The sequence below is a fragment of the Acidovorax sp. genome (genome assembly GCF_046341535.1).
Classification (GTDB): domain Bacteria; phylum Pseudomonadota; class Gammaproteobacteria; order Burkholderiales; family Burkholderiaceae_C; genus Acidovorax.
Genome location: NZ_JBKDRI010000094.1, coordinates 1 through 4,547, shown reverse-complemented (window position 1 = coordinate 4,547; position 4,547 = coordinate 1). Strand labels below are relative to the sequence as shown.

General features: G+C 65.9%; 4 protein-coding genes. 2 read left to right on the top strand and 2 right to left on the bottom strand.

What is annotated here, in order from left to right; genetic code table 11:
- Positions 1-315: 315 nt before the first annotated feature.
- Complete coding sequence (locus tag ACK543_RS06740) at positions 316-828, top strand: tRNA (cytidine(34)-2'-O)-methyltransferase (RefSeq protein WP_409942080.1); 513 nt, start codon at positions 316-318, stop codon at positions 826-828.
- Between the two features lie 71 nt (positions 829-899).
- Here the strand turns inward: ACK543_RS06740 and ACK543_RS06735 are convergent, their stop codons facing one another.
- A complete protein-coding gene (locus ACK543_RS06735; protein WP_409942081.1) occupies positions 900-1,364 on the bottom strand; it encodes a MaoC family dehydratase in 465 nt (154 codons plus the stop codon).
- A gap of 117 nt (positions 1,365-1,481) precedes the next feature.
- Positions 1,482-2,099, bottom strand: a complete 618-nt coding sequence (locus tag ACK543_RS06730; RefSeq protein WP_409942079.1) for an AAA family ATPase — start codon at positions 2,097-2,099, stop codon at positions 1,482-1,484.
- A 373-nt stretch (positions 2,100-2,472) separates the two neighbouring features.
- Here ACK543_RS06730 and kefC point away from each other — a divergent pair, with 373 nt between their 5' ends.
- Positions 2,473-4,416 carry a glutathione-regulated potassium-efflux system protein KefC gene (gene kefC, locus ACK543_RS06725; protein WP_409942078.1) on the top strand — a complete coding sequence of 648 codons (1,944 nt, stop codon included), beginning with the start codon at positions 2,473-2,475 and terminating at the stop codon, positions 4,414-4,416.
- The last annotated feature ends 131 nt before the right edge of the window (positions 4,417-4,547 follow it).

Sequence of the window (4,547 nt, the reverse complement as noted above, 5' to 3'; positions counted from 1 at the left end):
GCCCTTCACATGGACTGCCACCGCCGATTCGATCCTTGAAAAGCTGCATCGACTTTGCTCACGTATTTGCGGGACAGCACACTAGGAGCCTGTCGGACTTGGAAATCGTCGGCTGCAAATCGACCGCAGCGGTCCATTTTTATCCGCCTTTTTGCCCCATAGCTCGGCTATGGGGCTGCAAATTCGGCAAAAACTGTCCTCGCTGGGGCCGATTTTCGCTTTCGACGCTCCAAGTCCGACAGGCTCCTAGGATTGACCAGACCCCACCCCCTTTGCGAGACGGCGGCACCGCTTGCGGCGGCGCACAATACGCCGATGTTCCACATCGTCCTGGTCGAGCCTGAAATCCCGCCCAACACGGGCAACGTGATCCGCCTTGCGGCGAACACGGGTTGCTCGCTGCACCTGATTGAACCCCTTGGTTTTTCGATGGAAGACCGGCTGATGCGCCGCGCAGGCCTGGACTACCATGAGTACGCCACCGTGCGACGGCACGCTGGATGGCCCGCATTGATGCGCGACGCCCAGCCCGACCCGGCTCGCATGTTTGCCATGACCACGCATGCCTCGCAGCCGGTGCATTCCACCCGCTTTCTGCCGGGGGACTGGCTGGTGTTCGGCGCGGAAACCCGGGGCCTGTCGCCAGCGCTGCGCGAGAGCTTCCCGCCCACGCAGCGCCTTCGCCTGCCCATGCGGGCGGGGCAGCGCAGCCTGAACCTGTCCAACGCCGTGGCGGTCACGGTGTTTGAAGCCTGGCGTCAAAACCACTTTGCCATGCCCGATGGCGCGATGTCGATGGGGCCCGGGGGCAGCGCCATCAACGGCTGAGCCCCATGGGCTGAGGGTGCCGAGCCCCCGATTCAGGTCACCTGTGCCAGCCGAGGCAGCGCGTCACGGCGTCAGGCGGGCGCCCCGAAGTTGCGCGTCAGCGATTCGGCCACGCAGGCAGGCTTGTCGCTGCCCTCGCGCTCCACGGTGACCAGCCAGGTCATCTGGACGCCGTCGGGCGCGATGGGCTCTGCGGCTTGCAAGGTCAGGCGCGCGCGCAGGCGGCTGCCCACGGGCACCGGCGACGTGAAGCGCACGCGGTTCAGGCCGTAGTTCACGCCCATGCGCTCCCCTTCAATGCGGATACCGGTTTCGAAAAAACGCGGAATCAGCGACAGCGTGAGAAAACCATGCGCGATCGGCGCGCCAAACGGCCCGGCCTTGGCACGCTCGGGGTCCACATGAATCCACTGGTGGTCGCCCGTGGCCTGGGCGAACAGGTTGACCTGTTCCTGGGTGATCGTGACCCAGTCGGTCACAGCGACCTCCTGGCCCACGCAGGCACTGACTTCGGAGTAGGAGCGGAAAATTTTCATGGATGCCATGGGGTGCCCTCGGGGGGCTGTCTGGGGGCTGCGTGGGTGGCCGGGTGACCGGTGTGATCCGCCAATGTCGTTGGATTCCCGAATCGCGGGGTCCGTCTGGCGCACAGGTCAGGCGTCAAGCCAGTTGCAAATGCTCTGCCACTGCTCCAGATCGCGGCCCACGCGGCCGGGCGTCACGTCAAACACCGTGAGGCCATGCGCGGCCAGATGGATGTAGTTTTGCGTGTCCCGCAGGTAGCCCAGCACCGGAAAACCCAGCGTGTCCACGAAATGGTGGAGTTGCTCGGCGGCTTTGGTGCGCGCATCGACCCGCATCCCCACAATGCCGATCTGCACGCCCGCCGCGTGGCGGTTCTCCGCCAGCTTGTTGAGAAAACTGCGCGTGGCAAAAATGTCGAACACGCTGGGCTGCAGCGGCACGATGATCTTGTCGGCAAGCTGGAACACATCGCTCATGCGCCAGCCATGCAGGCCGGCCGGAGTGTCAAGCACCGCATGGGTGGTGCCGCGCGGCGGACGGGAGATGACGTCGGCGGAGGCATCCCACGCCCCAATGGGGCGCGCTGCGGCTGGACGCAACCCCAGCCAGAGGCGGGCCGACTGCTGGGGATCCGTATCGCCCAGAAGAACCGCATGGCCGCGGCTGGCGTAGTAGCCCGCAACGTTGGTGGACAGCGTGGACTTGCCCACGCCGCCCTTTGGATTGGCGACAACAACGACTGGCATGACAACCCCCTGAAAGCAGAGCACGCACAAAAATACGAATCAAAAAAGCCTTGTGCGCCTCATTTTACGGCCCAGCAAGCTATTTTTTTGATAGCAAATGACACTCCGGTGCGCGGCCAGCCGCGCGGGACGAAAAACAGGACCGCGCCCACGGCCCTCCGCAACCTGGCAACACCGCTTTCTGGCACAAGGCCGCCAGGAAGGCCCGCCCTGTCTGCCGTTGCCTGAGCCGCAACACCATCGGGTGGGTGCATCGGAGCCCCTGGCGCGCGTTGCAGCCTCCATGCCAACCCCATCAGCGCCACTTGGCAACATAATCGGGCGCAATCAGCTATCAAAAGCGGAGCATTTCGCCCTGCCCACCCTCCCCCCTATGGAACTCGCACCTGCCTGGCTCACCTACGGATTCCTGTACCTCGCCGCCGCCGTGCTGGCGGTGCCCATCGCGCAGGCTCTCGGGCTGGGGGCCATCATCGGCTACCTGGCGGCGGGCATTGCCATCGGGCCCTGGGGGCTGGGGCTGGTCAGCAATGTGCAGGACATCCTGCACTTTGCTGAGTTCGGCGTGGTGCTGATGCTTTTTTTGGTGGGGCTGGAACTGCAACCCAGCCGCCTGTGGGCGCTGCGCCGCCCCATTTTTGGCACCGGCACCGCCCAGGTGCTCGGCTGCGCGGCGGTGCTGTTTGCACTGGGCGCACTGGCGGGGTTGCCCTGGCGCATGAGCCTTGTCGGCGCGCTGGGGCTGGCGCTGTCGTCCACGGCCATTGCGCTGCAATCCCTGAGCGAGCGCAACCTGATGCGCACGCACAGCGGCCAGGCGGGCTTTTCGATCTTGCTGTTTCAGGACGTGGCCGCCATCCCCATCCTGGCGCTGCTGCCCCTGCTGGGCGCTGCCGCAGGCGCGGGCAACGCCCACACGCCCGGCGACGTGGTGCTGGAGGTGCTCAAGATCGTGGGCGTGATCGGCGCGATCATTCTGGGCGGGCGGCTGCTGCTGCGCCCTGTGCTGCGCTGGATCGCCAAAAGCCGCACACCAGAGGTCTTTACGGCCGCAGCGCTGCTGCTGGTGGTGGGCATTGCCTATCTGATGGTGATGGTGGGACTGTCGATGGCGTTGGGCGCTTTTCTGGCGGGTGTGCTGCTGGCCGACAGCGAGTACCGGCGCGAGCTGGAGGCCGACATCGAGCCCTTCAAGGGCCTGCTGCTGGGCCTGTTTTTCATCGCCGTGGGCATGAGCATCGACTTTGGCGTGATCCTGCGCTCGCCCTGGCTGATGGCGGCGATCCTGGTCGGCTTTCTGGCCGCCAAGGCGGCGGTGATCTACGCACTGGCCAAGGTGGTGGGCATACCGTACCAGGAGCGCCCGGTGTTCACGCTGCTGCTGGCGCAGGGCGGTGAGTTCGCGTTTGTGGTTTTCCAGGCCGCCGCCGGTGCCAGCGTGTTCTCGGCCGATACCGCCTCGCTGCTGATCGGTGCCGTGGCGCTGTCCATGCTGATCAGCCCGCTGCTGCTGGTGCTGCTTGACCGTGTGCTGCTGCGCCGCTATGCGCGGGTCAAGGCACCTGCGGCCGATGAAATTTCAGAGCCTCAGGAGGCCCCGGTCATCGTCGCGGGCTTCGGCCGTTACGGCCAGATCGTCTCGCGCGTGCTGCTGGCCCACGGCATCCCCACCACGGTGCTTGACCACAGCGTGGACATGCTGGAGGTGGCGCGCACCTTTGGCTACCGCGTGTTCTACGGCGACGCAACGCGGCTGGACCTGCTGCGCATTGCGGGCGCCGAGCACGCGCGCATCCTGGTGGTGGCGGTTGACGACCCCGACCAGTCGCTCACCATCGCGAAGCTGGCGCGAGAACATTTTCCGCACCTGCAGGTGGTGGCCCGCGCGCGCGACATCACGCACTGGAACAAGCTGCGCGACGTCGGCATCACGCTGGTGCAGCGCGAGCTGTTCGAGTCGAGCCTGCAAAGCGCGCACACAGTGCTGGGCCTGATGGGGCTGACGCAGGAGCAGGCCACGGCCGTCACCCAGCGGTTTCGCACGCACAACATGGCCCTCGCCGATCGCATGTACCCGCACCACAAGGACCGCGCCCGGTTCATCGCCGTGGCCCGTGAGGGGCGCAGCCAGTTGGCCGAGCAGATGACCAAGGAGCGGCAGGAGGCCGCAGCCAAGCCTGCCCAAGATGGCCACTACCCGGGGTATGGAGCGCCAAGCGATGACGACACCCCGGGCGACCGCGAAGCCAGCGACAACAGCCAGGTCGCGGGCAAGGCCGTGGCCCCGGCCGGACGCGCAGGCCAGCTTGAACCTTAGGGAACCTCTAACAACCCCCCACCTCAAACGCCGACGACGAAACGAAAGCCAACCGATGCCTTCCCCGCCAACCCGCAGCGCCATCAAACACGATCTCTTTGCCGACAACACGCGGCTGGCCAAGCTCGATG

What these genes read in the sequence shown, in the direction of transcription:
- ACK543_RS06740 (WP_409942080.1), top strand. Translation starts at nt 316, where the DNA reads ATGTTCCACATCGTCCTGGTCGAGCCTGAAATCCCGCCCAACACGGGC.
- ACK543_RS06735 (WP_409942081.1), bottom strand. Translation starts at nt 1,364, where the DNA reads ATGAAAATTTTCCGCTCCTACTCCGAAGTCAGTGCCTGCGTGGGCCAG.
- ACK543_RS06730 (WP_409942079.1), bottom strand. Translation starts at nt 2,099, where the DNA reads ATGCCAGTCGTTGTTGTCGCCAATCCAAAGGGCGGCGTGGGCAAGTCC.
- kefC (WP_409942078.1), top strand. Translation starts at nt 2,473, where the DNA reads ATGGAACTCGCACCTGCCTGGCTCACCTACGGATTCCTGTACCTCGCC.